At 54.0% G+C, this 25,659-nt stretch carries 25 protein-coding genes; 14 read left to right on the forward strand and 11 right to left on the reverse strand.

All coding sequences use genetic code 11. The features are described from left to right. Positions 1-28: 28 nt before the first annotated feature. The 3 genes from SH580_RS18570 to SH580_RS18580 all read left to right on the forward strand — a co-directional run bounded on the left by SH580_RS18570 (position 29) and on the right by SH580_RS18580 (position 2,996). Positions 29-955, forward strand: a complete 927-nt coding sequence (locus tag SH580_RS18570; protein WP_308986347.1) for a Gfo/Idh/MocA family oxidoreductase — start codon at positions 29-31, stop codon at positions 953-955. Between the two features lie 132 nt (positions 956-1,087). Continuing rightward, positions 1,088-2,272, forward strand: coding sequence for a lipid-A-disaccharide synthase (gene lpxB / locus SH580_RS18575; protein ID WP_319832313.1), 1,185 nt, complete (start codon positions 1,088-1,090; stop codon positions 2,270-2,272). Positions 2,273-2,498: 226 nt separating this feature from the next. Beyond that, positions 2,499-2,996 carry a hypothetical protein gene (locus tag SH580_RS18580; RefSeq protein WP_319832314.1) on the forward strand — a complete coding sequence of 166 codons (498 nt, stop codon included), beginning with the start codon at positions 2,499-2,501 and terminating at the stop codon, positions 2,994-2,996. A 111-nt stretch (positions 2,997-3,107) separates the two neighbouring features. Here the strand turns inward: SH580_RS18580 and SH580_RS18585 are convergent, their stop codons facing one another. The 4 genes from SH580_RS18585 to SH580_RS18600 form a co-directional block, all read right to left on the reverse strand. Beyond that, positions 3,108-3,665: a lipocalin family protein gene (locus tag SH580_RS18585; protein WP_308952421.1), complete on the reverse strand. Its 558-nt coding sequence runs from the start codon at positions 3,663-3,665 to the stop codon at positions 3,108-3,110. A gap of 22 nt (positions 3,666-3,687) precedes the next feature. Continuing rightward, positions 3,688-3,948 carry a 2Fe-2S iron-sulfur cluster-binding protein gene (locus tag SH580_RS18590; protein WP_308952420.1) on the reverse strand — a complete coding sequence of 87 codons (261 nt, stop codon included), beginning with the start codon at positions 3,946-3,948 and terminating at the stop codon, positions 3,688-3,690. 85 nt (positions 3,949-4,033) lie between these two features. Further along, positions 4,034-5,017, reverse strand: a complete 984-nt coding sequence (locus tag SH580_RS18595) for a 3'-5' exoribonuclease YhaM family protein (protein WP_319832315.1) — start codon at positions 5,015-5,017, stop codon at positions 4,034-4,036. Positions 5,018-5,074: 57 nt separating this feature from the next. Then, entirely contained in the window at positions 5,075-5,911 is an 837-nt protein-coding gene (locus SH580_RS18600) for a tetratricopeptide repeat protein (RefSeq protein WP_319832316.1), read from the reverse strand. A 223-nt stretch (positions 5,912-6,134) separates the two neighbouring features. Here SH580_RS18600 and SH580_RS18605 point away from each other — a divergent pair, with 223 nt between their 5' ends. The 5 genes from SH580_RS18605 (at position 6,135) to SH580_RS18625 (ending at position 11,146) form a co-directional block, all read left to right on the forward strand. Continuing rightward, positions 6,135-7,211 (forward strand): IS4 family transposase, encoded by a 1,077-nt coding sequence (locus tag SH580_RS18605; RefSeq protein WP_319832317.1) that lies wholly within the window; start codon positions 6,135-6,137, stop codon positions 7,209-7,211. A gap of 439 nt (positions 7,212-7,650) precedes the next feature. After that, positions 7,651-8,319, forward strand: coding sequence for a metal-dependent transcriptional regulator (locus SH580_RS18610; protein ID WP_319832318.1), 669 nt, complete (start codon positions 7,651-7,653; stop codon positions 8,317-8,319). Positions 8,320-8,396: 77 nt separating this feature from the next. Next, a complete protein-coding gene (locus SH580_RS18615) occupies positions 8,397-8,912 on the forward strand; it encodes a response regulator (protein ID WP_319832319.1) in 516 nt (171 codons plus the stop codon). A 111-nt stretch (positions 8,913-9,023) separates the two neighbouring features. Continuing rightward, positions 9,024-9,887: a mechanosensitive ion channel family protein gene (locus SH580_RS18620; RefSeq protein ID WP_319832320.1), complete on the forward strand. Its 864-nt coding sequence runs from the start codon at positions 9,024-9,026 to the stop codon at positions 9,885-9,887. Between the two features lie 122 nt (positions 9,888-10,009). Then, on the forward strand, positions 10,010-11,146 hold the full coding sequence (locus SH580_RS18625) for an N-acetylmuramoyl-L-alanine amidase (protein ID WP_319832321.1): 1,137 nt from the start codon (positions 10,010-10,012) through the stop codon (positions 11,144-11,146). A gap of 80 nt (positions 11,147-11,226) precedes the next feature. On the opposite strand, the gene SH580_RS18630 is transcribed toward SH580_RS18625, so the two are convergent. The 3 genes from SH580_RS18630 to SH580_RS18640 form a co-directional block, all read right to left on the reverse strand. Then, positions 11,227-12,210: a malate dehydrogenase gene (locus tag SH580_RS18630; protein ID WP_319832322.1), complete on the reverse strand. Its 984-nt coding sequence runs from the start codon at positions 12,208-12,210 to the stop codon at positions 11,227-11,229. A 113-nt stretch (positions 12,211-12,323) separates the two neighbouring features. Then, the gene (locus SH580_RS18635) at positions 12,324-13,376 is read right to left on the reverse strand and encodes a 3-deoxy-7-phosphoheptulonate synthase (protein WP_308952479.1); all 1,053 of its coding nucleotides are present in this window, start codon (positions 13,374-13,376) and stop codon (positions 12,324-12,326) included. A 115-nt stretch (positions 13,377-13,491) separates the two neighbouring features. Then, positions 13,492-15,108 carry an aspartate:alanine exchanger family transporter gene (locus SH580_RS18640; protein ID WP_308952478.1) on the reverse strand — a complete coding sequence of 539 codons (1,617 nt, stop codon included), beginning with the start codon at positions 15,106-15,108 and terminating at the stop codon, positions 13,492-13,494. A 285-nt stretch (positions 15,109-15,393) separates the two neighbouring features. Between SH580_RS18640 and SH580_RS18645 the strand changes: the two genes are divergently transcribed. The 3 genes from SH580_RS18645 to SH580_RS18655 all read left to right on the forward strand — a co-directional run bounded on the left by SH580_RS18645 (position 15,394) and on the right by SH580_RS18655 (position 17,228). After that, positions 15,394-15,558 carry a hypothetical protein gene (locus SH580_RS18645; RefSeq protein WP_319832323.1) on the forward strand — a complete coding sequence of 55 codons (165 nt, stop codon included), beginning with the start codon at positions 15,394-15,396 and terminating at the stop codon, positions 15,556-15,558. Then, positions 15,543-15,671 (forward strand): type II toxin-antitoxin system RelE/ParE family toxin, encoded by a 129-nt coding sequence (locus SH580_RS18650; RefSeq protein WP_319832324.1) that lies wholly within the window; start codon positions 15,543-15,545, stop codon positions 15,669-15,671. Before SH580_RS18645 ends, SH580_RS18650 begins: the two co-directional genes overlap by 16 nt. 177 nt (positions 15,672-15,848) lie before the next feature. Further along, positions 15,849-17,228 (forward strand): IS4 family transposase, encoded by a 1,380-nt coding sequence (locus SH580_RS18655; RefSeq protein ID WP_319832325.1) that lies wholly within the window; start codon positions 15,849-15,851, stop codon positions 17,226-17,228. A gap of 193 nt (positions 17,229-17,421) precedes the next feature. On the opposite strand, the gene ligA is transcribed toward SH580_RS18655, so the two are convergent. Further along, positions 17,422-19,419, reverse strand: a complete 1,998-nt coding sequence (gene ligA, locus SH580_RS18660) for an NAD-dependent DNA ligase LigA (protein ID WP_319832326.1) — start codon at positions 19,417-19,419, stop codon at positions 17,422-17,424. A gap of 199 nt (positions 19,420-19,618) precedes the next feature. Here ligA and SH580_RS18665 point away from each other — a divergent pair, with 199 nt between their 5' ends. From SH580_RS18665 to SH580_RS18675, 3 genes are all read left to right on the forward strand, one after another. Continuing rightward, entirely contained in the window at positions 19,619-20,317 is a 699-nt protein-coding gene (locus SH580_RS18665; protein WP_308952444.1) for a sulfite exporter TauE/SafE family protein, read from the forward strand. 80 nt (positions 20,318-20,397) lie between these two features. Then, positions 20,398-21,849: a Do family serine endopeptidase gene (locus SH580_RS18670; RefSeq protein ID WP_319832327.1), complete on the forward strand. Its 1,452-nt coding sequence runs from the start codon at positions 20,398-20,400 to the stop codon at positions 21,847-21,849. 110 nt (positions 21,850-21,959) lie between these two features. Continuing rightward, entirely contained in the window at positions 21,960-23,291 is a 1,332-nt protein-coding gene (locus SH580_RS18675; protein WP_319832328.1) for a homoserine dehydrogenase, read from the forward strand. Positions 23,292-23,405: 114 nt separating this feature from the next. Here SH580_RS18675 and SH580_RS18680 read toward each other — a convergent pair whose 3' ends face one another. From SH580_RS18680 to SH580_RS18690, 3 genes are read right to left on the reverse strand one after another with little or no spacing between them, the layout of a single operon-like run. Further along, the gene (locus SH580_RS18680; protein WP_319832329.1) at positions 23,406-24,788 is read right to left on the reverse strand and encodes a hypothetical protein; all 1,383 of its coding nucleotides are present in this window, start codon (positions 24,786-24,788) and stop codon (positions 23,406-23,408) included. A gap of 9 nt (positions 24,789-24,797) precedes the next feature. After that, the gene (locus SH580_RS18685; RefSeq protein ID WP_319832330.1) at positions 24,798-25,229 is read right to left on the reverse strand and encodes an ExbD/TolR family protein; all 432 of its coding nucleotides are present in this window, start codon (positions 25,227-25,229) and stop codon (positions 24,798-24,800) included. Positions 25,230-25,231: 2 nt separating this feature from the next. Then, entirely contained in the window at positions 25,232-25,636 is a 405-nt protein-coding gene (locus tag SH580_RS18690; RefSeq protein ID WP_319832331.1) for an ExbD/TolR family protein, read from the reverse strand. Positions 25,637-25,659: the final 23 nt, after the last annotated feature.

The following is a 25,659-nucleotide window of genomic DNA, read 5'->3' on the forward strand; positions in this document are numbered from 1 at the left end:
TTTATCTGGCTAAAGTTTTGCTGTGGCCATGACTGAGCAATCAAAAATTCGCTGTGGCGTTGTCGGGACTGGCTATTTGGGGCAGCACCATGCGCGTATCTATGCGGCTCTGGAGAGCTGTGAGCTGGTTGGGATCGTGGAGGCCGACGATGCCCGTGCGGAGGAGATTTGCGGGAAATATAATTGTCAACGCTTTGACACCGCTGCGGCTTTGGCGGCGGCCTGCGACGCGGTGAGCGTGGTGGTGCCGACGGATAAGCACTGTGAGGTGGCGGTGCCGCTTTTGGAAGGAGGCTGTCATTTGCTGATCGAGAAGCCGCTCTGCACCAGCCTGGACGAGGCGGAGCAAATCTTGGCTGCCGCGAAATCGCAGGGCTGCATCGTACAGGTGGGCCACATTGAGCATTATAATCCGGTGATGGGCTATTTGGAAAATGCGGTCACTCAGCCTCAGTTTATCACTGCAGACCGTTTGGCGCCATTTAATCCACGTGGCACCGAAGTGGGCGTGGTCCTGGACCTGATGATCCACGATATCGGTGTGATTTTGGCGCTGGTGCGTTCGCCTGTGAAGCAAGTGGATGCGGTGGGAGTCAATGTGCTCTCGAACTCGGAGGACATCGCGAATGCACGCATTACCTTTGAAAACGGCTGTGTGGCCAATATCAACACCAGCCGTGTCAGCCAAAAGAAGGTGCGCGAGATTCGCGTGTTTCAGCCGCAGAACTATTTATCTATCAACTTCCAGGAGCAGAGCGGTCACTTCCTGCGCAAAGAGGGAGCCGAGCTGGTGCGGGAAGAGATTCCCATCGAAAAAGACGAACCACTCAAGCTGGAGTTGGAATCCTTCGTTCAAGTAGTCCGAAGTGCAGGGAAGCCAAAAGTCGGTGCCGAGCTGGGCAAGTCGGCGCTGGAGCTGGCGATCCAGGTTACGGAGTTGATTCACGCGAAGTAATGACTGCTTGTCGTGATTATAAATGTAGGGGCGTCACTTGTGACGCCCGCCGAGCACTTCGCTTTTCGAGCTGCGCAGGGCACAAGCCCCTACGGTGGTCCATGCGGTGTTATTCCACGAATTTTCTCCAGTATGTCTAATTCACTTCCAGCCACTACGGATTTTCCGGCGCCGATTAATGGGCAGCCTGATCTGCTGATCATCGCGGGCGAACACTCCGGCGATGAGCATGCGGCACAATTGCTGACGGATCTGCGGCGACAACAGCCCGAGCTAAAAGTGGCCTGCTTAGGTGGGGTGGAGCTACAGGCGGCAGGTGCACAACTGCTCTACGACCTGACGGCGGTCTCGATCGTTGGCTTTGTCGAAGTGGTGCGGCATTATAGTTTTTTCAAAGGACTCTTTGATCGCACCTTGGAATGGATCGAGCGCTACCAGCCGAAGCATATTTGCTTTGTTGATTATCCCGGATTCAACTTGCGCTTGGCCGATCAATTGGCGCAGCGCGGACTCAGTTGTAAGGGGGGCGGTTCGATCGGGCTCAGTTATTACATCGGTCCGCAAGTGTGGGCTTGGAAGGCGAAACGTCGTTTTAAAATGGCGGATCTGATTGATCGACTCGGTGTGATTTTTCCCTTCGAAGTGGATTGCTTTGCGGATACCGAACTGCCGACTGAGTTTGTGGGACATCCTTTTGTGCGCGAGGCTTGGCAGGCACCTTTTCGCTATGATGCCAGTGCTCCGGTTCTACTTTTGCCGGGGAGCCGTCCTGCGGCGGTGGGGCGCATTTTTCCATTGTTGTTGGCAGGCTTCCGCCAAGCCCGCGGCTCACATCCTGATTTGCAGGCGACGGTGGTGTATCCGAGTGAGCAAATACGTGCGCAGTTGGAGGCGGTGCTGGCTGCCGAGCCCGATTTGGCTGCGCATATTCAATTGGTGGCCAATTCGCAGCAGAGTCTGCCGGCGAGTGCCGTGTTGATGAGCTCCGGCACCATGTCTTTGGCCTGTGCATTGTCCGCGATTCCCGGGGCGATTGCTTATCGCTTGAACCCGATGAGTTATTGGATCGGGCGCATGTTGGTGAAAGTTAAATATATCGGGATTGCTAATTTGTTGCTGGATCGTCCGCTGCACCCCGAGTTCATTCAAGATGCGGCGAGTGCGTCGCAGTTGAGCCGTCAGTTGATACGTGCGCTCGAAGACCCGGCTGCCGCGGAGCAGGCGGCCGCCGGGGCGCAGGAATTATGCGAGCTCTTACATGCTGGCAGTGACGCCAGTGCCGCGGTTTGGTTGGCCCAAGGTCTGCTTGAATCCTAGCATCTGTCGGTCAGACGGATTAGGTCAGGCTAGAATTGTAGCATTCGTTGTTAGGCGGACAAGACCGGCATTTGCTTGGCCTGGAATTACCAGTGTTTTTGAGGCTTATTATTGGCACTGGTAATGCGACTCGATGTCATGCTTTGCGTTGTATTCATGAGATTCAATCGCATGAGTTGGGGGGCCTTGTTTTCGTCCATTTGTCGTGAACTTATAGTTTAAAAACATGCTCCGTGTTGTATCTTTTTTTCTGTTAGGTGTGTTCTCCTTTTCGCTCGCATTTTGGTGGAGCTGGCGGGCGTCGCATACCCGTAGTCAAGCAATGGAGGCCGTTGCTGCTGAGTCGCCTTCAAGTCCCGCACTGGTTGAAACGGATTCGCAGCAGTTTAAACACGGTCGGAGTCTACACAGTAATTTGTGTCTGACCTGTCATCGTGCGGCCAACACTTATGAGCGGCAACAAGTCAGCTTGGGGCCTGCACTCTGGGAGGTGCGTCATAACTATTTAAAAAAGCACGCGGATCATGAGTCATTTACCACTGCGATGACTGCCTATATGGCGGCACCGGATGCGGAGCGCAGTTTAATGCCGGAGGCGATTCAGCGTTTTGGTGTGATGATGACGCTGAACTTGCCAGAACACGAGCTGTTGGAGGTGGCGTCTTTGATCTATGATGGAAGCTTGCTGAAGAAGCCTGCTTGGTGGGATACGCAACTAGACTGAGCTGCGAGGTTGCCCCGCCAGCCGATCGGCTAGCGGCAGGTTGGACGAAACGCTGAGGTGCTCTATCTGACTACTGTGTGCATCCGTGGACAGAGGGATAATTGAAGCCTTTCAGTGTCCGTTATTGATAATGAGTTCGCTGACCTCGTAACCCAGCGTTTCGGCGTAGGCGATGTAGGCTTGCAATTTGGATGCGGGGATCTCTGGAGTTTTAGCTAGAAGCCAGAGGGTTTTGCGATTGGGCGAGCCGACCAGTGCAATACTGTAGTCGGATTCTAACTTCAAGATCCAGTAGTTACCATAATCGGGAGGGCTCCCAAATATTTGGGCGAAGAAGTTATCAATCGAGACCTTGAGCTTCGCGTTGTTGGAGCCTGCGACTGGCACGGCCGTCCCGGTGACTGAGCGTTGAGAGCCATCGGGTGCGATGGCGGTATTGACTAGGTCGATATTGCCCGCGTCATTCATCACGTATTCGGCCGTCGCCCGTTCGTTATCTTTTTGAAAGAAGACGGGCAGGCGAGCGAGTTCATGCCATAAGCCGGTGTAGCGGTTCAGATCGACCGACTCCACGGTGGCTGGTGGATCTTCGGGCAGTGCGCGGCAGGCCGTGAAAAAACTGAGCCCAAGTAACAGGAGTGCGGGGGCGACTGGTCGTAGTAATCGCATGTGGATGCGTATACGGATGCGTTTAAGCGTCGATCACGACGTCGGCATCGCCCTTTGGCTGGCAGCAGCAGATGAGGACATGATCATCGTCTGGCTCTGCGGTATGGCCCATCGGGTATTCAACTTCGCCGGAGAGGAGTGGTTGCTGACAAGCGGTGCAATTGCCCATGCGGCAGCCGTAGTCCAGATCGAGGTCGTGAACTTCGCCTAGTTCTAAGATGCTCTCTTCGTCGCCGGTCCAAGGTGCGGTGACGCCGGATTTTTGAAAAATGATATTAGCCATGTCGGAGAGACAATTCGGCCCTGTCGAGAATGCAAATCGTTTATCCTGAATCCTACAAAAACAGCGCAAATCCTACATTGAGCACTTAGCTCTTGTCGGGTGGGGTGAGCAGGACACGGGTTTTTAGGCCCATTAAGTATTCGGAAAACTCTTCACCTTCCGGAGCATTGCGAAGGACGCGTTGGACCATGCCCATTTTGGCATCGAGGTTGTCGACCATGGAGACAAATACAGCTTCAGGCGTGGCGGCCATGGCGGCGGCTCCCCATTCTTTCTCGCCTTGGTGACTGAGAATGATGTGTTCGAGGCGCTCGGTCAGGTCCGGGTTGAGCTTGGATTGGATCGCTGCCTTGCGGGCGGTGCGGAAACCGAGCACGACGTGGCCCTGTAAGGTGCCGATGCGGCTGATTTTGGCGGCGTAGTCGCCTTCATATTCTTCTATTTTGCCGATGTCGTGTAGAATAATGCCTGCGATTGCCAGATCGGCATCGACCTGCGGATACAGTGGCAACAGCGCACGGGCGGCACGAACCATATGTGTGGTGTGCTCTAAGAGTCCGTGGCGGTAGGCGTGGTGCATACTAATGGCTGCGGTGCTGGTGCGGAATTGGTCGCCCACTTCATCCATGACTCGTTGCACGGTGTCGTGCAGTTGTGGGTGTTGGATGGCGGCAATCGCTTCTTTGATATGCGCCCACAGGTCGTCTTCAGACTCGGGTGGCACTTCGACCAGTTGGCTGAGCATACTTTGCGCTTCTTCATCGCTGGGGGCGACTTCTTCGGCTGCTTGCAGGCGGGGGGAGAAGCGCTCTTGGTAATATTCAGTCTTTCCCGAAATGCGAACCATGGCACCTTCGGCTACGTTTTCGAGTGCGGCAAATACGGCAGAATCGCCAAAGGCGTTGGCGGTGAAACTGCCACCGGCATCGCCGAGTTCGATACTGAGGAAGGGATTGCCGTTTTTGGCGGTCTTCACCGTCTTGCGGCGCAGTATAAAGATGCTGCGGAAGGGGACGGCGATGGCGGGGTCGAGTTGCTTGAGTTCTTGGACGGTTTTAAATTCGCTCATGGCTATGCTAGTTCTTTAGGTCGGTTGTGTACGGAAGCAGGTGGTGTGGGGGCTTGCTCAATGAACTGCAATTTCATCGAGCACTTGTTGTTTCGATTTTTGTAGCGCAGGGTTGAGCACTTGATCCAGTAGGCTGCGGGCTTCTTGCAGGCGCCCTAATTTACCGAGCACTCGGGCGCGATGGAGGTCGAGGATTTCGAGTTGTAAGTGATTGGCGGCTAGTTTGCTTACTTGCTTCCAGTGCAGGAGGGCGCTTCGCCAATCAGGACTGCTTAGGTCGTAGTAGGCGACACCGAGGCGCAACTGATAGTCGAAGTTATCGGGTGCGAGTTCGGCGGCTTTGCGGAAGGCCTTGAGCATTTCTCGCTCGAGTGCGTCCCGGGTGAAAATCTTTTCTTGAATGAATTCCTGGCGGAAGTCGTAGATTAATTGGCCGAGTGAGAAGTGATATACGGCTGTTTCAGGTTCTAAGTCGACTGCGCGCAAATAAAAAGTGAGGGCGGCTTTGCCTTTACCTTCTTCGGCCAGGTGGTTGCCGATCTGTTGTTTGACCACGGCGATTTCAGGATCCAGCTCGTCCGCTTTGAGAAAGGCTAGAAAGGCTTGTTCGTTTTCCTGCACGCGACGCAGCAGTTTGCCGTAGAGTATGTAAGCGCTGACATCATCGGGTTGGTCGATCAGGTAGCTCCGGTATGCTTGGACCAGATTGTTTATGCGACGATCCAAGTCCTCTTCGCTATAGAATTCCGGGTCTTCGGCGATCTTTTGATAGATCTTGGTTTCTTTTTCCGCGATGCTGAGTAAGCGGTTACTGGCAAGGTCGGAGCCCTGCGAGAGGCATGGGCCACAGAGTATGCAGATGCAAAGAGTGGAAAAGTATCGGAGACGAAGCATGATCGAAGAGGAATGTGAAGCTTTGAAAGGACCACGCCAACAAGAAAGCGTTCCAAGCCACGTTAGCGGGTGTCATTCAAAGTGCGGGGAGCTTGGAGTCCCGGTTTTGTCCGACCGCTCCAGTTCATGATTCGCCTAAAGGCCAATGCCTTTAAGGATTGGATTTTAGTTAGCGCAATCATTTAAGACTCGTACTTTTAGTACGATTGCTTCTTTTGTATGAATGAGCGCATCCACCTCCTTGTGTTTACCGTTGTTTTCTAATTTTCCAGCTGCCTTTGAGGAGCTATTTAGCCGTGAGAGTTGCGCTCTGATTTTCGCGCAGCACGGTCCTCGCGGTGGTGGCCAAGCCAAGTTAAATGGCTGGGAATGGTTGATGTCCAGGGTCTACCATGAGTTGGCACGTTCGGGTACTTTCTCGTCTAATACCAAGGCGGTATCCGGAGTGCGCATCTCGGACAGCGCGCTCAGCCAGCGGGCCTTGTCAATTGGCGAGAAGCTGATCGAAGAGATACTGCCTATCGCGCTGCGTCCGTTAGCCGAGCGTGAGCGAGATGCGCAGGCCTTTTATCATGCATATCGGTTGGTGGCCATCGACGGGACTCGTTTCAATTTACGTAATACCGGAAGCATTAATGAACAGGCTTCAAAAGTGGCTTGCAACCGCGGTAGCGGTGAACCTGCTTTCGCGCATTTGCTGGCAGTTGTCCTGGTGGAATTGGGTATGCACCAACCTTTGGGCACCCGTTTAGGCTGGCAAGGCGAGGGCGAGTTGACACTCGCGCGGCAACTGTTTGCGGCGCAGGATCTGCCCGAGCGCAGTCTGCTTTTAGCCGACCGACTGTTCGGTTATCCTTCGCTGATCTGGGGACTCTGGTCAATGCTCCGGCGCACACACAGTTACGTTCTGGTTCGGATAAAGTCTAATCTCAAAGCCAAGCGCACACGGCAACTCGCGGATGGTTCATGGCTAGTCGAAGTCAAAGCGGTTGATCCATCCACACGCAAGAAGGTGGGGGTACTCGAACTACGTGAGATCTATGGTCGAGTCTGCTATGAAGACCAGAATGGTCACCGTTCGTGTCTTCAAATACGCTTGTGGACGAGTCTGCTCGATGACACCACCAGCCCAGCCACAGAACTGATCGCCCTTTACGCCGCACGCTGGGAGGAAGAGTTATTCTTCCGAGAACTCAAAAGCCACCTGCACGCCCGCAGAGAACTACTTGACGCACTCACTCCGCAAACCGCAGCCCAAGAAGTGCTCGCGATGCTCTTAGCGGCCGCGCTGATCGCCTAGCAGCGCCAAAGCGTCGCTTCTGCCGCAGGCGTTGAGCCCTTGCGCATCAGCTTTGCCAAGGTTTTGCACAAGACAGCCGCACTGTGCGAGCTAAAGCAAGTCGGTGCAGACTTGATCACCCCGCAAGCGCTGGCTCAGTGGATCCAGCGACTCTTAGATGATCTTATATATGATGCCGTTATTAAAAAACGAAGACCTAGAACTTGCCCCAGAACCCTACGACAACCCACAAAAGACTGGCCAAAAACTAAAGTTGCCCAGTCAAAACGAGTTGTTAAAACTATAGAAGTCACCAATCCTTAAAGACATTGGCCTAAAGGCGGGACTCCAACGAATGTGGCACTCATTCTCGAGCAGTGTTAATCGCGGGAATTAAAGAAATACAACGGTTCAAAATAATCTTGGCCTTATACAAGCGAAGGATGATGGTGTGAGCACTATGCCAAGCGCCACAGTCGAAGATTATATTAAGCAGATCTACCTCGTTTCCGAGAAGGTCACATCCTGCGAAGTGCCGATGGGGCAGGTGGCTGAGGCCTTGGGAGTCGTGCCCGGTACGGCAACTACTATGGTGAAGGCGCTTTCGGATGCAGGCTTGGTTCTATACGCGCCGCGCGTTGGGGTGCAGCTGACCGAGCCTGGGCGTAAACTGGCGCTGCATGTGTTGCGGCGTCATCGATTGATCGAGCAGTTTTTGGTGGAGGTGCTAGGCTTTGATTGGTCGGAAGTGCACGAAGAGGCGGAGCAAATGGAGCATGTGGTGTCTGATCTGTTGTTAGAGCGGATTGATCGCTATTTGGGGCATCCTACAGTAGATCCGCATGGTGATCCGATTCCTTCGGCAGAGGGGGAAATGGTGCATGGTGCGGTCGAAACTTTAGTGGAATGTCCGCTGAATACAGTGGTTTCGGTGGCGAGAATTAGTGATCAGGACCCGAATTTTCTCAATTACATTGCTGAGTCTGGCCTCAACCCTGGGGTGCGATTGCAAGTGCGGACACGAAGTATGAGTGCCGAATCCGTGGGCATCGAGCTTTCAGATACTGGGAGCACTCTGGCGCTTGGATTAGGCGCGGCTGCTAAGGTGCAGGTGAGCATGGTGAGCTAAATTTATATATTTTTAACGATTTGAGCGGCGATGAGCGATTGCAATGTGCTTTAGTCCGTTATTAAATCGTTCGCATTATGAATGTATTATTCATCGAAGATGAGAAAGAACTCGCGGCGATGGGGGCGGCTCAGCTTGAAATGAAAGGTTTTACAGTCTTCCTCGCTTCGGATCTGGCGGCGGCTAGAGCGATCTTGGAGGATCGTGCACGCACGGTCCATTTTGTGATTTCTGATCATCGTCTGCCGGATGGTTTCGGGGTCGATTTCATGATTGAGATACATGGTAAATTTTCACAGGGGAAGTGTGCTGTGGTTTCTGGTTGTTTGACTGCCCAAGATATCGAGAGGCTGGAAGCACATGAGATCCCGTATTACCATAAGCCGCTTCTTTATGGTAATTTGATTGATGATCTGCGTCGCAAGCATGCGGCCAGGGCTGCTATTCCTGTGCCAGCTCCTGTGCCGGCTGAACCCACGGCTACAGCTCAAGTGGCCACGCCGGAAGTAGGCCAAGCGTCAGCTGGCGCTGAACTGAATGAGGCTACTAGGCCAGCCACTAAGCGCAAACGCTATAAGATTTGGCCGTTTTAAGTCAGACTATTATTCAATTTTATTTATTTTTTACGTATTGTCAGATGTGTAATATTTTATACCATCTGGGTGATCGTTTAAACTCATAGCCAACATTAACTTATACATACTATGCCACAAGAAGCTTCAGAAATTATTGCCGCTACCGGTCCGGTCGCTGAGCCAACTATCATTGAAAAGGTCATCGATGGTCTTGCCTTATACGGGATGAAAATCATCGCCGCTGTTCTTATACTCGTTGTGGGCCTGTGGGTCGCCAAAAAGGTTCGGAGCTGTTTTGTCAGTACATTGCAGAAAAGAGAAGTCGATCCCACCTTGGTCGGGTTCTTTGCGAGCCTCATTTATGGAGCTTTAGTCATCTTTATCGTGATCGCCGCGATTGGTAAGCTGGGTGTGCAGACGACTTCCTTTGTTGCCGTGATCGGTGCCGCTGGCTTGGCGGTGGGTCTGGCTCTACAAGGTTCGCTTTCTAACTTTGCGGCGGGTGTTTTGTTGATTCTCTTCAAACCCTTCAAGGCTGGTGATTTCGTGAAAGCCGGTGGTGAAGCGGGTGTGATTGTTGAAGTGGGTATTTTGACCACTGAGATGAAGACCCCCGATAATATTCAAATCATCATGCCCAATTCCTCCATCATGGGCGGTTCGATTACCAACGTTTCTGCGCACCCGACACGTCGTGTCGATATGACAGTTGGTGTTGGTTATGGCGACGATTTGAACAAGGCTAAAAAGATTATGGAAGACTTGTTGGCTGCTGATGAGCGTGTGCTCAAAGATCCTGCGGTCACAATTGCGGTGGCTAACTTGGGTGATAGCAGCGTCGACTTTGTGGTTCGTCCATGGGTCAAGTCCGCTGATTACTGGGCTGTCAAATTTGACTTCACTAAGGCAGTCAAAGAGAAGTTCGATGCCGAAGGAATCAGCATTCCATTCCCTCAGCGCGACATCCACGTGTTCCAGGAAAACGCTTCTTAAGCATTTTAAACGAATACAATTTTCAAAACCGCTGGTGCTCACCAGCGGTTTTTTTATTGTCGCAGGGGCAATCCTGTCTGTGTGTAGCTGCTCTTGTTCCTCTATTCTAAGAATTGGTATTCATGCGAACTTTTCGAATCTTACTGGCGCTGTCTGTGTGGCCAATTTTGCTGCTGGCGCAGAGCACGCCTGAGCAAATCGCCTACGCGTTATCGACGCGTTATACGCCATACTTCGATGGCGCTGCGCGCCTCGACCTAGAAGAGGTGGCGGCACAAAAGGTGGAGGCCTGGTGGAGCTCTCCGGCTGAGAGGCGAGTCCTGGGGCAGGAGCTTTCGGCAGCGCCCCTTGCTGGACTGCATCTCGCACTGGACCCTGGGCATGTCGGGGGATTCTGGGCGAAATGGGAATGGCGCAACTTCCGGATCTCTGAGCAGGACTACTGGGTGCGCGAAGGCGAGCTGGTGTTGGAAGTGGCCCAGCGTGTGCGGGCTGAGTTGACTCGCTTGGGCGCGCAAGTGACTCTGCTGCGCGAGTCGTCTCAGCCCATCAATCCTGAGACCTTTGCGGATTATTGGCCTGCTGTGGCGGCTCAGCGAACGCCGCCCAGTGAGGTCAATTTACAGATCCAGCTCCAGCACGCGATGGCAGTGCGAGACGCGGCCATACGGATGGCGATTGTGAGCGGGGAGTTGGCGGAGCGCGCTCGGGTTGTCAACGAGCAGATTCGCCCTGATGCCTTGCTCTCACTGCACATCAATGCAGCCGCATGGCCCGAGGGCGATACACAACAGCTGGTGCAGAGCGACCATACGCACGTATTAGTCTTTGGTTGCTTGAGCGAGGCCGAGCTGCTGAGTTCAGAGCATCAGGCGCAGCTGATCGAGAAGCTGATCAATGGCAGTGGGCCTATTGAGGCTACACTCGGTGCCGCCTTAGGCGCGGCCCTTGGAGAGGCGACGGGACTGCCGGCCTCTGATTACCAAGGGGATAATGCGATCCGAATCGATGCCGAGGTGCCCTATTTGTGGGCGCGTAATTTAATGTTGTTACGCCTAGTCAAATGCCCGACCGTGCTGTTGGAGCCCTATGTGGCCAACAGTGAGCGAGAATATGCTCGCATACAAGCGGCGCTGAACGCTCGTGCGCATCATCAGCCCTTGCCTGCCGATGATATTTTATTGGAATACACCTCTGCTGTAGTGGAGGGTGTGATGCAGGCTTATGGCACGCTGCAGGCAGATGGGGAAGTGCAGTAGGGAGTCAGGTTTTCTCGCTAAAAAAGCCCGCCGAGCAGAGATGCTGGCGGGCTTTGTGAAAGGTCGCTGTGTGCGATTGCTTAGATCAGGTCTTTGACCGCTTCGCGTTCTTCAGCCAATTCTTGCACGGAGGCGTCGAATTTTGCGCGGCTGAATTCGTTGAGCTCGATGTCTTTGACGATCTCGATCTTCTCACCATCGCTGCGGCAAGGGAAGGAGATGATCAAACCTTCGGGTGTGCCGTAGCTGCCATCGGAGCAGAGGCACATGCTGAAGGTGTCACCTTCGGCGGTGGGTGTGGTGAGCGCGCGGACAGAATCCACGATGCCGTTGGCGGCGGAGGCCGCTGAGGATGCACCACGTGCTTTGATGATGGCTGCACCCCGTGTTTGCACGTCGGGGATGAAGGTATCCTTGAGCCAAGCTTCGTCGCCGATGACTTCAGCAGCTGACTTGCCCCCGATCTTTGCAGAGTAGAAATCAGGATACTGGGTGGCCGAGTGGTTGCCCCAGATCGTCATATTGCTGACTTCGGTCACGTCGACACCTGCCTTTTGGGCGAGTTGTGTCTTGGCGCGGTTCTCGTCCAGCATGGTCATGGCGAAGAAACGGTCGTTGGGCACGCCTTCGGCATTGTTCATGGCGATCAAGCAGTTGGTGTTGCATGGGTTGCCCACGACTAGCACGCGCACATCGGGAGCTGCATTGGCGCCGATGGCCTTGCCTTGGCCCGTAAAGACCTTGCCGTTAATACCCAGCAAATCTCCGCGTTCCATGCCCGCTTTACGTGGCACGGAACCGACTAGTAGCGCCCAGTTTACATCTTTGAAGCCTTCGTCCATATCGGTGGTGGCGACGACATCTTTCAACAGCGGAAAGGCGCAGTCGTCCAATTCCATCACGACACCCTTGAGCGCGTCGAGGGCAGGTGGGATTTCGATCAAGTTCAGCGCGACCGGTTGGTCGGGGCCAAACATGGCACCTGAAGCGATTCGGAATAGAAGGGCGTAGCCGATATTACCAGCTGCACCTGTGACGGCGACACGAATGGGTTGTTTGTTCATAATTCTTATTCAGTTGAGGTTTGTGATTAGAGGAATTAATACAGGATGAGTGCCGAGGTCTTCAATGATGGAAGTTTCTGATTTGAATAGCAGAAGTTCCGCTTATGCTGTTCTTAAGTGAAGAGTGGTGCTAAATCCTGGTAGCCTTTGCGTATCATAGCTTCGGTAGTCGCCCAGTCGATGCAGCCATCGGTGATGGAGACGCCGTATTTAAGATCGGCTACGGGTTGAGGGAAAGATTGATTACCAAATTCGAGATTACTTTCGACCATGGCGCCGATGACGCTGGGGTCGATGAGGCTTTGGCGTACGATCTCGTCAAAGACCAATGGCTGGCGGCCGGGGTCTTTATCGCTGTTGGCGTGACTGCAGTCAGTCATGATCGCGGGAGTGAGTCCGGCAGATTCAAGTTTTTCACGGGCTTGCGCGACATCGTCGGCGCCGTAGTTGGGACCGTGGGAACCGCCGCGTAGCACGATGTGGCAGTGTGGGTTGCCCTTTGTGGTGAGTGCGTTGGCCTGGCCTTGGTTATCAATGCCGAGAAAAGTTTGTGGCTGGCTGGCGGCTTTAATCGCGTTGATCGCGACTCCGAGCCCACCATCGGTGCCGTTTTTGAAGCCAAGTGGCATCGAGAGGCCGGAGGCCATTTGGCGGTGCGTCTGACTCTCGGTGGTGCGGGCACCGATCGCGGACCAGCAGACTAAGTCGGCGATGTATTGCGGTGTGATCGGGTCCAGCAGCTCAGTGGCGGTGGGCAGGCCCAGCTCGATGATATCGAGCAGGAAGCGGCGCGCGATGCGTAGACCTTCTGGTATGTCGCTGGTGCCGTCGAGCTTCGGGTCCATGATCAGGCCCTTCCAGCCGACAGTGGTGCGAGGCTTTTCAAAATAGACGCGCATGACAATTAGCATGCGGTCGTCGACTTCTTTGGCGAGTTTAGCAAGTTTTTCGGCGTATTCACGTCCAGCTTTAAGATCATGGATCGAGCAAGGGCCAATGACGACGAGTAGTCGGCGGTCCTTACCAAAAATGATCTCGTTGATCGCTTCGCGGCTCTCGGCCACGAATTTATCCGCTGCGTCCGTTTTAACGATCTCTTCGCACAGGGCGAGTGGAGAAGGAAGCAGTGTTTTGGAAGTGATGTTGATATCGGTGACTTTTTTCACGGGGCGGAGATTTAGAGTAGCTTTGAGGTGGGAACAAGCTCAATCACCCATTGCTGACGCTAGACACCAAAATGTCATAATTCTGTGCATCGCAGCTGTCGTGGGTCTTGTCTGTTTATGCCAGGAGCCCGATCAGCACTTTAGCGATCAGTATCATCACGATGAGAGCTACCGGATAGGCCGATACATAGCTGACCACAGGCACTTGCGAGTCGGTCTTGGCGGTGATGGCACCCAAGGCAGGGGTGGAAGTCATGCCGCCGCAGATGCCGCCGAGAGCTTGTAAGGGATCCAGTTTAAAGAGCTTGCGTGCTAGCGGCCAAGCGACCATGAGCGGCACAATGCTGACTGCGATACCCAGGGCGAAGAGCATGGGGCCATATTCTTGCACGGTAGCGGCCAAGGAGCCACCGCCGCGCACGCCGGCATTGGCGAGGAAAAACACCAGTCCCAGCTCTTGCAGCAACAGGCGGGTGGGGCGGGGAATGTGACCGACGATGCGGCCAACACGACCGAAGTGTCCCAGTAATAAGGCGACAAAGAGTGGTCCGCCAGCGAGCCCCAATGTGATGGGGGTGCTACCGGGCAGGCCGATCGGGATCAATCCGACGATGATGCCCAGTGTGAGACCCGCCGAGAGTGAGAGCAAGTCGGTCGTGTCGATGGCGTTGCTGCGGTGGCCGACTGCTTTGGCAAAGCCTTTTAAGTCATCCGGGCGGCCGACCGAGGTGAGCTGATCGTTGAGCTCAATAACAGTCGAGGCATTGGGCACGAAGGTGAGGCCGAGCCGAGTGATCCGTGTGATCACGATGCCGTAGTTTTTGAGCGGTGCGACGTCCCGCAGGTTCTTGCCTGCCATCTTACGCTCGGTGACCAGTAGTTGCTGGCGCTCATTTTCCACGTCCTTTAGGACATTGCGATGGCTGCGATGGCCGATGTAGTCCACTGCCACGGCGATCTCTTTGCTCCGCCCAACCAGCAATAAGAGTAAGCCTTCTGTAAAAGCGTCGTCATAGCTGAGTGGCACCAGCTGCCCGTCTTTAAAAATGCGCGAGACCTGGCAAGCGTTCAGATTGGCGACGCCCGAGTCCGCGATCCGTTTGCCAATCAGATTTTGGTTGGTGCATTCGACCAGCACATTTTCCACGCGGTCTTCTGCGGCATCGCCCGCATCATGTTCAGCCGCGATTTTTTCCAGGTCGTGCTTTAAGATGCGTGGGAGCACCTGCACAAACAGCACCACGCCGATGACACCGAAAGGATAGGCGATACCATAGCCAATACTGACTCCCGAGGCGGCCTCCTTGAGGCCCTCGGTGGCAGCGGCCAGCGCCGGTGTGCTGGTAAGGGCACCAGCAAAGATACCCGCGGCCAAATCGGCCGGCAGATCCAACAGCTTGGCGCCCGCCCAAGTGACAAGTCCGCCCAGAGCGACGATGACGAGTGCGAGCTTGGCTAAAGTGGCCCCCTCACGTGCCACCGAAGCAAAGAAGCGGCCCCCTGCGCCGATGCCCACGCAGTAGACAAACAGCACCAGCCCCAGCGTGCCAATGCCACCAGGAATGCTATAGCCTAAGTGCCCCGCCAGTAATGCGGAGAACAACACGCCCGAACTTCCAAGGTTGATCCCTTTGATGGTGATGTTACCAAAGAGTAGGCCCACCGCGATGACCGCGAAGAGCGTGACCAATGGTTGGTCGAGTAAGAGCTGGTTGAGTGCCTCTAAATTCATATTACTTATGCTTATGTTATTTTGTTTTTAAATAAGCAAGTGTAATGTTATGAATTATGTTAAATAGTGGCAATGGCAAGTTACAGCAACTTGCGAGCCACTCCGAATCTTAAGCTAAGGCATGGACATCCGACTTTATCGAGTCGAATGCAGCGTCAGCAGCGCGTCGCATGACCGTGTAATTTATCTATGCTCGATAGCTTCTGATTTTCTTAACTCAATTCCAAGGTTGAACTTTTTATAAGGCTGAGTGATATTTACGACGTGAATGACAGACAGCTAGCAATGAGTACGCTTCAAGCGCTGCCTGAAACGGCGAGCTTGCATGATATCCGCGAGGAACTCGAAATTCTTGAAGGGATCAAGTCTGGCCAGCAAACCGCCCGAGAAGGCCACGTGCAGAGCCAAGAAGCTGTAGAAGAGCTTTTTGCTTCATGGAACTCAAAGTAGTCTGGACGGATCCCGCGATCAAGAACCTGCGGGACATTCATAATTACATTGCTGAGGATAATCCTGCTGCTGCCGTCTCCTTTGGATTGGAACTGTTTAAGAGCACGCGGTAACCCCAAGTTTTAGCGTGTTCGACTAGAGCGTTTCTCAAAAGTCTTTGCGCTTATACTACAACATAAGAATTTAGAATATGCTTAACGGCTTAAGCCCAATGCCTTTAAGGATTGGATTTTAGTTAGCGCAATCATTTAAGACTCGTACTTTTTAGTACGATTGCTTCTTTTGTATGAATGAGCGCATCCACCTCCTTGTGTTTACCTTTGTTTTCTAATTTTCCAGCTGCCTTTGAGGAGCTATTTAGCCGTGAGAGTTGCGCTCTGATTTTCGCGCAGCACGGTCCTCGCGGTGGTGGCCAAGCCAAGTTAAATGGCTGGGAATGGTTGATGTCCAGGGTCTACCATGAGTTGGCACGTTCGGGTACTTTCTCGTCTAATACCAAGGCGGTATCCGGAGTGCGCATCTCGGACAGCGCGCTCAGCCAGCGGGCCTTGTCGATTGGCGAGAAGCTGATCGAAGAGATACTGCCTATCGCGCTACGTCCGTTAGCCGACCGTGAGCGAGATGTGCAGGCCTTTTATCATGCATATCGGTTGGTGGCCATCGACGGGACTCGTTTCAATTTACGTAATACCGGAACCATTAATGAACAGGCTTCAAAAGTGGCTTGCAACCGCGGTAGCGGTGAACCTGCTTTCGCGCATTTGCTGGCAGTTGTCCTGGTGGAATTGGGTATGCACCAACCTTTGGGCACCCGTTTAGGCTGGCAAGGCGAGGGCGAGTTGACACTCGCGCGGCAACTGTTTGCGGCTCAGGATCTGCCCGAGCGCAGTCTGCTTTTAGCCGACCGACTGTTCGGTTATCCTTCGCTGATCTGGGGACTCTGGTCAATGCTCCGGCGCACACACAGTCACGTTCTGGTTCGGATAAAGTCTAATCTCAAAGCCAAGCGCACGCGGCAACTCGCGGATGGTTCATGGCTAGTCGAAGTCAAAGCGGTTGATCCATCCACACGCAAGAAGGTGGGGGTACTCGAACTACGTGAGATCTATGGTCGAGTCTGCTATGAAGACCAGAATGGTCACCGTTCGTGTCTTCAAATACGCTTGTGGACGAGTCTGCTCGATGACACCACCAGCCCAGCCACAGAACTGATCGCCCTTTACGCCGCACGCTGGGAGGAAGAGTTATTCTTCCGAGAACTCAAAAGCCACCTGCACGCCCGCGGAGAACTACTTGACGCACTCACTCCGCAAACCGCAGCCCAAGAAGTGCTCGCGATGCTCTTAGCGGCCGCGCTGATCGCCAAGCAGCGCCAAAGCGTCGCTTCTGCCGCAGGCGTTGAGCCCTTGCGCATCAGCTTTGCCAAGGTTTTGCACAAGACAGCCGCACTGTGCGAGCTACTGCAAGTCGGTGCAGACTTGATCACCCCGCAAGCGCTGGCTCAGTGGATACAGCGACTCTTAGATGATCTTATATATGATGCCGTTATTAAAAAACGAAGACCTAGAACTTGCCCCAGAACCCTACGACAACCCACAAAAGACTGGCCAAAAACTAAAGTTGCCCAGTCAAAACGAGTTGTCAAAACTATAGAAGTCACCAATCCTTAAAGACATTGGGCTTAAGCCGTTACTCTTACCTTAGGGAGCGTTTCCTTTGTAAGAGTGAGCGCTTCAGCGCTTTGGGGCATGAGGCGGTTCATTTAGATTTCTTCATTTCATAATACGATTTACGTCATTACTTTTGAGAAACGCTCTAAATGCGTGAAGTGACAATCAACTTGTCTGCGTAGATCTCTCAAATTCAACCGACTAGTTGCTTGAACTCGTCTTCGTCTAGAATCGCGATGCCTAGCTTTTCGGCTTTGGCGTATTTGGAGCCGGCGGCTTCGCCGGCGAGCACATAGTCGGTCTTTTTACTGACACTGGAGCTGGTGCGGCCACCGGCGGCTTCAATCATTTTAGTGGCTTCGTCGCGGGTGAGGGTGGGTAGGGCTCCCGTCAGCACCACTGTTTTGCCTGCGAGCACGCCGTCGGCTTGGGCTTGGCGAGCACTTTCAAAATTGAGCCCGTGGGCTTTGAGTTGTTGGATGAGGCTCTGGTTGTCGCTGTCGGCAAACCAGGCGTGAATGCTCTGCGCCATGATGCTGCCGATGCCGTCGACGGCTTCGAGCTGTTCTTCGGTGGCGCTGGCGATGGCTTCGAGCGAGTCGAAGTTGGCTTCGAGATCCTTGGCGGATTGTTTGCCCACGTGCGGGATGCCGAGCCCGTGGATGAGTTGCCAGAGCTCGCGCTGCTTGCTGGCTTCCAACGCGGCGATGAGATTTTGAGCCGACTTCTCGGCGAACTTATCTAGTTCGAGCAATTGCGCTTCGGTCAGGGTGTAGAGGTCGGCTTGGGTCTGGACCATGCCGCGCTTGACCAACTGTTCGACGACGGCGCTGCCGAGGTTTTCGATGTCCATACAAGCGCGGCTGGCGAAGTGTTCCAGCGCGCGTTGCTGGCGGATCGGGTCGTCCTTGCTCACGATGCGCCATACTGCTTGCGTGGGGTCGCGTTCGGCCTCGATGCCGAGCGCTTTGAGGTGTTCGCCAAAGATGAAAGGCTGGCTGTCGGCGGGGCGTTTCGCGAGATTGACGCTGAGCACTTGTGGGATGATTTCGCCGGCCTTTTGCACCAGCACCGTGTCGCCGGGGCGAATGTCTTTGCGCTGGATCTCGTCCTCGTTGTGCAAGGTGGCTCGTGAGACGGTGGTGCCTGCGAGTTGCACCGGCTCTAAAATGGCGACGGGGGTAACGGCGCCGGTGCGGCCGATCTGGAGGCTGATTTCTTTGAGTAAAGTCTCGGCGCGTTCGGCTTCGAACTTGTAGGCGATCGCCCAGCGGGGTGCTTTGGAGGTGTAGCCAGCTTCTTCTTGTTGTGCGAAGTCGTTGAGTTTGACCACCGCGCCGTCGGTCGGGTAGGCGAAATTTTGCCGCAGTGTATCCAGTTCTTCGATGCACTTCCAGGCGCTTTCTATATCATCGGCGAGCCAATACTTCTCCAGCACCGGGAACTGCCATTCCTTCAGTTTTTGCTGAATCTCGGATTGTGTGCTGAAATAGTTGCCTGGTTCGCAAGCTCCGATGCCGTAGAGCACGATGTCGAGTTGGCGACTGCGGGCCTCGGCAGGGTCGAGTAATTTGATGGTGCCTGCGGCGAGATTACGTGGGTTGGCATAGAGCGCTTGCCCCTCCGCTGCGCGGGCGGCGTTGATGCGCTCGAATTCCTGGTGGCGCATGTAGATTTCGCCGCGCACCTCCAGCACGGTGGGTGCGCCTTGAATCTTGTCCGGTAAGCCGCGGATGCCGCGCACGTTGGAGGTAATGTCGTCACCCTCGATGCCGTTGCCACGGGAGACGGCGCGCACGAGTGCTCCGTCCTCATAGCTGAGGCTGACGGCGACACCGTCGATCTTGGGCTCGACCAAATAGGTGAGCGCTTGCTCCGGAAAGCGCTTGAGCAGTCGTTGGCCAAACTCGATCAGTTCTGCCGAGCTATAGGTATTATCCAGGCTCAGCATCGGTTTGCGGTGACGGTAGCTCTCAAAGGCTTCCAAGCGGTCGTCGCCCACGCTTTGAGTGGGCGAGGGGGCGGCACCGAAGTCAAATTCCGGGTTGGCGGCTTCTAATTGGGCCAGCTCGGCCTTGAGGCGATCGTAGGCCTGATCGTCGATCTTGGGCTGCGCCTCTTTGTAGTAGAGACGGTCGTGCTCTGCGATTTCGGCGCGTAGTCGGGCAATTGTTTTCTGCGGATCAGCCATGGCGCAAGTGAAACTGTGAATGGCTTGGTGTAAAGCTGCGATCTTTGAGTTATATTAAAACTCCGTGTTCAGGCTTTGCTGTTGTTTTTCCTCGGCAGAATCATTGTAGGCAGAATCATTAATCTGATTATACTGATGTGACTTGCTATCAATCTGTATTCGGCAATTCTGTAGTGTTTTATGGGATCTTGTTAAGCAGATGTTTGATTACCAGACAGTTTACAACGCATACACGGCCTTGATTGCGGGGCTCATCACCAGCGTACACTGCGTCGCGATGTGCGGCCCCTTATCGTGCGCCTTTGCGCCGACAAAGGCACAAGATGCCAGCCCGCAGCTGGTCTTGACCTGCTACCATCTGGCCAAGCTGTTTTCGTATGCACTGGTCGGCACGCTGGCGGGGGCCTTTGGCTCAGTGGTGATCCGCTCTGTTGAGAGCTCTTGGCTGAATTATCTGCCGTGGATCTTAGTGCTGTTTTTTTTGATGGTGGCCTTTCGCTTGGATCGCTTTTTACCCAAGCCGATTTGGCTGGGGAAATTGTATCGGCAGGTCACTGCCCGCTTCAGTCGTTTGCAAAAACCGGTGGCCGCAGCTGTGATTGGGCTGGCCAGTCCTCTGCTGCCCTGTGGACCACTTTATATGATCTTCGGGCTCGCTCTGTTTTCCGGCTCTCCGCTGAAAGGCGCAGAGTTCGCGATCGGTTTCGGACTCGGGACCTTGCCCTTGTTGTGGTTGGCCCAGAGCCAGTTTATGCGAGTGCAGCTGAAAGTGACGCCTGTGACGCTGGTGCGCATACAACGGGGCTTGGCTTTGGTGGCTGCCTTGGTGGTGGCTTGGCGCTTGCGTACGACTCTCGGGATTGAAGGTGCGGAGAACTGGGTCTGCCATCCGTTTTGATGCTGTGAGCTAAAATTATTGCGGAACTCCACCGGCCGCTTTCTGTCCATTTTTTTCTCTATCTTATTACGCATCTGATCATGAAATACGCCACTTGCTTCTCTCTGATATCTCTACTCACGATTGCGCCTCTGTTTGCGGAGGAACATCCGCCGTTGAATGCCAAGGTGGATACCCAGCCGATTCAAGCAGAGGCGGGCAAAGCCTTGGTTTCTTATGCGGACGTGCTGGATCAAGCGACGCCTTCGGTGGTGACGGTGTATACATCGCAAATTGTGACGGTGGGCCAGGTTCGAACTTTGCCCGACTTTCTGCGGCAATTTGCTCAACCTGTGCCACAGATGGAGCCCAATACAGGCAGCACACGCGAACGTAAAGAGCCGCTCGGGGTGGGCTCGGGGGTGATTATCTCTACAGATGGCTATATCGTGACCAATCACCACGTGGTGCAGGGGGTGCGCGGGCGTCAGGCCGATGAGATACGGGTGCGCCTGAATGATGATTCCGAGTATGTGGCGACCTTGGTCGGCTCCGATTCGAAGACAGATGTGGCGGTGCTTAAAATTGATGCTGAAGTCTCGTTGCCAGCCATTACGCTGGCGGACAGTGAGCTGATTCGGGTGGGGGACATCGTCTTTGCGATTGGGAATCCGCTTGATGTGGGGTTGACTGCGACACAAGGCATCGTCTCTGCCACGGGACGCAATCGCAAGGGCGAGATCCTGGGGCCAGGCTCCTATGAGAATTTCATTCAAACGGACGCTTCGATTAATTTGGGCAATTCCGGCGGCGCGCTGGTCGATGCCTGGGGCCGCCTGATCGGTATCAATACTGCAATCGTTTCCGGCAGCGGGGGAAGCATCGGGATCGGTTTTGCGATTCCAGTCAATATGGTGCTGAACGTGGCTTCTAATTTGATTGAACGCGGGGAAGTGCCACGTGGCATGTTGGGCCTGTTTCCGGGGGATCTGACCCGTGACATGGCAGATGCCTTTGGGCTGGATAGCACGCGTGGCGCCTTGGTCAATCAAGTGCAAGAAGACTCGCCGGCCGCAAGCGCCGGCGTGCGCCATGGCGACATCATCGTGAAAGTCGATGATGTGGAAATCGACTCGGCGGCGCAGTTGCGCTTAGTCGTCTCTCAGATCCTACCAGGCACCGATGTGGATCTGACTTTGATACGGATGGGCGAGACGCTGGTTCTGCCAGTCACCTTGGGGAGCTTAAATGGTAAAGTTTCGGGTGGGCTGGTCGATACGAGTCCGCTGAAAGGCGTCGTTCTGCGTGCTGTCGACGAAGCTGTGCGTGCCGATTTCTCGATCCCTGCGGAGGTCGAAGGCGTATTCGTCGCGGGTGTTTCGTCCGATTCTCCGTTTGTAGATAAGCTAGAAGCACAGATGGTGATCTTGGAGGTCAACGGTGCTGCGGTTGACAGTGCCGATGCGATTGCCGATCAGCTGGTGGAAGGTTCCCAGAACCGACTCTATGTGTGGGCCAAGGGCACGAGGGGCTTTATCGTCTTTAAGCTCTAGTCCCCGGATTATGGCCTTGAGTATTCCGGCGGCTGCTATTGGCTGCTCCGCTTCGTTGCGTCCACCGTGGGGCGAAATACATTTAGCTTTATCTATAAATTTTGAGAAATATGTCTGAGAAACGCACAATACGCATCGGTTTACTCGGCTTTGGGGTCGTCGGCCAAGGAGTTTGGAAGAATATTGATAAGAACCGTTCGGCTCTTGAATACCGCTTGGGGGCGGAGCTCGCGATCACGCAAGTCGTAGTCAAAGATGCCAGCAAGGCGCGCGAGGTGCAGGTGCCTGCGGAGTGTTATTCGGATGATCCGGCGCGAGTCGTGGACAATCCCGAGATCGACATCGTTTGTGAATTGATGGGCGGCACTGGCAAGGCGCTGGAGCTGACACGCCGTGCGCTGCAGCAGGGCAAGATCGTGGTGACTGCCAACAAGGCGCTCATTTGTGAACACGGCGAAGAACTCTTTGAAATCGCGCGTCAAAATGGCGGCCATTATTTCTTCGAAGCTTCGGTGGCAGGCGGGATTCCGATCATCAAAACCATTCGTGAAGCCTTGGTCGCCAATCGCTTTAAGCTGATTTTTGGTATCTTAAACGGTACCTCCAATTACATTTTGACTCGCATGGAGCGCGAAGGCTTGAGCTTCGATGCGACCTTGGGCGATGCGCGTAAGCTCGGCTATGTCGAAGCGGACGAGGCGCTGGATCTCGATGGCATTGATGCGGCCCACAAGGCAGTGATCTTGGCGTACCTCGCGCATGGGAAATGGGTGGGGCTCGACCAGATTATCTGCGAAGGCATCCGCGACATCACTGGAGAGGATATCGAGATCGCGGGGCAGCTCGGCTATAAGATCAAGCTGCTCGCCGTGATCGCGCGCGACTTCGAAGCCAACCAACTCTCAGTGCGCTTACACCCGGCCTTGATCTCTAAACAAGAAGTGATCGCCGGAGTGGACGAAGTTTATAATGGAGTCAGTGTGACAGGCGACGTGGTCGGCACCACGGTATTGATCGGCCGCGGCGCGGGGCAAGATGCGACATCCAGCTCCGTGATCAGCGATATTGCCGACGCCGTCTTTATGCTGCAAGGCGCACCCGCACCGGCGATTTCGGAGGAGGATGAGGCGACTTACCAAAAGCTCGCCGATGGTTTGGAACTTGCGCCGCAGGATCAACTTGCCGGGCGCTACTACTTACGCATCCATGTGAAGGATGAAGAAGGCGTGCTGGCCAAGATTTCCGATATTTTGGCCAAGGAGCACATCAGCTTTGCGACTGTAAATCAGAAGGAGCTCGAAGATGGCACGGCCAAGTTAATGGTGACGACCCACAAGAGTAACGAAGCTGCCATCGCACGTGCGAAGGCCGTGCTCGCCGCGCAGAGCTCCGTGATTGGAGCTCCGGTGAGTTTCCGGATATTTGATCCTAGTAAAGTATAGCCAGTGTTTTTCGCACGGACGTATCAGTGATACGTCCGTGCTCTGGTAAACGATTCAGTTTTTTTGAATACTCTAAATACGACTTGTCATATTTAGAGTATGCGGCGGTCAGGCTTAATTCTTTGTATCTTTGGAGCTGCGAGCACTTTTGATCTCGTTTTCTCCACGAATCACACGGTTCTTGCCGGAGAAGGAGCGCACGTAACTGTTTAAGGACTTCTCAGCTTCCTTGTTGAAGGCTTCATCGCCTGCGAGGAAGAGAATGACGTTAATCGATGGTTTTGCTGATCCTTTCTCGGTGTAGAGCACATCGACCAGTTCTCGGAAATATTTTTCGACATCACGTTCTTCGATCCAATAGGCGGGTTGCCAGCCCGGATGTCTGGTTTTCCATTCCAGTCCGAGTTCGCCTGCATTGGAGTAAACACCATAGCGTTGAGCCAACACGCGTGGAGGCATGCCTTTGGCTTTTCGTTCTGCATTTTGTCTGGCAAGCTCTGCTTTGACTCTTTGCTCCATTTCCGGGACTTCCAGTTTATGTTCTGCCAATTGTTTTTGGTATTTGCTGGAAGCGGTTGTTCTCGCCCATTGCGCGTTTTCACGCTCGGTTGGCTTGCGGCGTATACGTTCGAAGCCTTTGTGGTAGCCAGTGATGAAGAAGATCGCGTCCACATTTTGCTCCAATGCATATTGAGTCAGGAAAGCAGTTTCATTACCTCGGTCGCCTGAGAACACGATTGTCTGGTGCACGACTTCGTCCGGAAGCGCTGTCAGCTTGGGCTGACGTGCTTCCTTGACGCCTTCTAAACCTGGTTTATCCGGATTGGCGTTTACGGGAGTGATCCATTGGATCAGTTGACTGTGGATTTCGTCTCCTGCTGAAACCAAATGGTCCTTGAAGAGCATTGTTTTGCGACGATCCTGCAGCATCACGTTAAAGAGAGTGCCGGTCGATAGGTTGCCAACCATGTCGGTGATCTCATCTTTAATGACTTTATAACTATTAAGGCCACCTTTGGCATCGGTTACCATGTGACGGTTGGCATCGATTACAAAGAGGATACGCTCTGCACGTGTCTTCAGGCCGAACACACTGACGTCCGACATCCCGATCCCGATGCTGCCACGGGTGCCACCGAGTAGGGAACCTCCACCAAAGCCACCTAGACCAGCACTGACTGTGAAGGACTCTTGCATACTAGGTAATTCCACATCCACCGCAGTGACTGCGATGTTGCCCACTTGCTTCATACGTAGGCTCTGCATGGATTGAGCTTGTGGAGCAGCCTGTTGCTTGATCTCAATTTTAACCTCAGGCGGTGGTTGCTCCTCGACGATGACTGGAGGTTCTTCGAACTGAGCCTCGTCTGGGATGATATATTTATAGACGGTAATTGAACCTAGAATAAAGAGAGCAATTGCATGTACGCCGCCACTGATCAACAAGACGTTGAGCAGCATCGGGTTCATCTTGCGCTTTTTGGGTTTAGTTATCATGGGGTGGGGTTACTCGCCGTAGGCAGCAAAAGAGACTTTAGTTATCTTAGCTCGAGCAGCCGCGTTCAACACATCGATTGAGCGTTGATGGGGAGAATCGGGGTCGGCTTGAATTTTGACCACAGTGTCGATGCCAGCGCGGTCCGATGACAACTTGAGCCGTGTGAGTGTGGTGCTCAGCCGGTTCATATTACGATCATTGATGCCGTCCATCGGGGCACCGTTGAGGAGAATCAGGCCGTTGGGGAAGACCTCGACTATATGTTCACTCGGCAAGTCTAAGCTTTCTGCCGGGGGGGCATTACTGGGCAGTTTGATACCAATGTCTGCTTCTTGTTGTAGAGGCAGGAACATGAAGTAAATGAGAAGTAGGAAGACCACGTCGATCATCGGAGTGATGTCGACTTTATCTTCGGATTCGAGTACGGAGCTGACTTCCATAATTAGTCCTTAGCAGATGCGAAGATGAGGTCGAAGATCCCGGCCTTGGCCGTGGCCTCCATGACACGATTGACGTGACGGTGCGCGGTATGTGCGTCCGCACGTAAAAAGACCTGAATCTGTGGGATCTCCGCTTTCAACGCAGTTAGCTGTGCGGTGAGGGCTTCAGGTGTGATGGGTGTTGCCCCCAAGAACAGTTGCCCTTCGGCATCAACCGAGATGTACTGGCGCTCGCCAGGCTCTTCGGGAATCGTGGCTTGCTCGGCTTCTGGCAATTCCAGCTGCACCAGCTCTGCGCTGATGAAGCTGATCAATGTCATGAAGAACGCGATAAGCAGGAAGACGACGTCGATCATCGGAGTCAGTTCAAACTCCGGATCAACCTCTTCTGGGGTCCACATTGCCATAGTTATTTGGGGGTGTGCGGGAG

The sequence above is a fragment of the Coraliomargarita algicola genome (assembly GCF_033878955.1).
GTDB lineage: Bacteria > Verrucomicrobiota > Verrucomicrobiia > Opitutales > Coraliomargaritaceae > Thalassobacterium > Thalassobacterium algicola.